General features: G+C 48.4%; 1 rRNA gene. It reads left to right on the top strand.

Features of this window, described 5'->3' with window-relative positions:
- Positions 1–107 precede the first annotated feature (107 nt).
- Positions 108–1,910 (top strand): 23S ribosomal RNA (locus CWC14_RS00785); the annotation flags it as partial.

The raw sequence follows: 1,910 nt of genomic DNA, 5'->3' as shown, positions 1-1,910 counted from the left end.
CCATTTAATAAACGTTTACGTTTGTTGATTGGTATCTACTTTAGTATTCAATATTAACTTCTGGCGAAGTTAAACTGTCACAAAACAAAGACCCGTTTGGGTTGTATGGTTAAGTGACTAAGCGTACACGGTGGATGCCTTGGCAGTTGGAGGCGATGAAGGACGTATTAACTTGCGATAAGCCTAGTCAAGCTAGTAAAAAGCACTTGAGACTAGGATTTCCGAATGGGGAAACCCACCTGCTTGCAGGTATCGTTAACTGAATACATAGGTTAACGAGGCGAACGCGGAGAACTGAAACATCTAAGTACCCGTAGGAAAAGAAATCAACCGAGATTCCGATAGTAGCGGCGAGCGAAATCGGAACAGCCCTTAAGCTTATTATGTGTTAATGGAAGGCTCTGGAAAGTGCCACGATACAGGGTGATAGTCCCGTACATGAAAATGCATTTTAAGTGAAATCGAGTAGGTCGGAGCACGTGAAACTTTGACTGAATATAGGTGGACCATCATCTAAGGCTAAATACTCCCAACTGACCGATAGTGAACCAGTACCGTGAGGGAAAGGCGAAAAGAACCCCTGTGAGGGGAGTGAAATAGAACCTGAAACCGTGTACGTACAAGCAGTAGGAGCCCACTTGTTGGGTGACTGCGTACCTTTTGTATAATGGGTCAGCGACTTATATTTTGTAGCGAGGTTAACCGATTAGGGTAGCCGTAGGGAAACCGAGTCTTAACTGGGCGAATAGTTGCAAGGTATAGACCCGAAACCCGGTGATCTAGCCATGGGCAGGTTGAAGGTTGAGTAACATCAACTGGAGGACCGAACCCACTAACGTTGAAAAGTTAGGGGATGACCTGTGGTTAGGAGTGAAAGGCTAATCAAACCGGGAGATAGCTGGTTCTCCCCGAAATCTATTTAGGTAGAGCCTCGGACGAATACTTACGGGGGTAGAGCACTGTTAAGGCTAGGGGGTCATCCCGACTTACCAACCCTTTGCAAACTCCGAATACCGTAAAGTACTATCCGGGAGACACACGGCGGGTGCTAACGTCCGTCGTGAAGAGGGAAACAACCCAGACCGCCAGCTAAGGTCCCAAAGTCATAGTTAAGTGGGAAACGATGTGGAAAGGCCCAGACAGCCAGGAGGTTGGCTTAGAAGCAGCCATCCTTTAAAGAAAGCGTAATAGCTCACTGGTCGAGTCGGTCTGCGCGGAAGATGTAACGGGGCTAAACTATGCACCGAAGCTGCGGATTCATCTTAGGATGAGTGGTAGGGGAGCGTTCTGTAAGCGGTTGAAGGTGTACCGGGAGGTATGCTGGACGTATCAGAAGTGCGAATGCTGACATGAGTAACGATAATGCGGGTGAAAAACCCGCACGCCGGAAGACCAAGGGTTCCTATCCCATGTTAATCAGGGTAGGGTAAGTCGACCCCTAAGGCGAGGCCGAAAGGCGTAGTCGATGGGAAACGGATTAATATTTCCGTACTTGGTATAATTGCGATGGGGGGACGGAGCAGGCTAAGCAAGCATGGCGATGGTAGTCCATGTGAAAGTGTGTAGGCTAGTGACTTAGGTAAATCCGGGTTGCTGTTAGGCTGAGACACGAGACGAGCACCCAAGGGTGTGAAGTTGCTGATGCCATACTTCCAGGAAAAGCCTCTAAGCTTCAGATTATACCGAATCGTACCCCAAACCGACACAGGTGGTCAGGTAGAGAATACTAAGGCGCTTGAGAGAACTCGGGTGAAGGAACTAGGCAAAATCGTACCGTAACTTCGGGAGAAGGTACGCTCCGATTGGTGATGAGACTTGCTCTCTAAGCTGATTGGAGCCGCAGTGACCAGGTGGCTGGGACTGTTTATTAAAAACACAGCACTGTGCAAAATCGCAAGATGACGTATACG

Origin of the sequence: Pseudoalteromonas sp. S3260, assembly GCF_005886925.1 — a bacterium.
Lineage (GTDB): Bacteria > Pseudomonadota > Gammaproteobacteria > Enterobacterales > Alteromonadaceae > Pseudoalteromonas > Pseudoalteromonas tetraodonis.
Note: the sequence above shows the minus strand (reverse complement) of the source record. Positions and strands in the feature narration are given on the sequence as shown.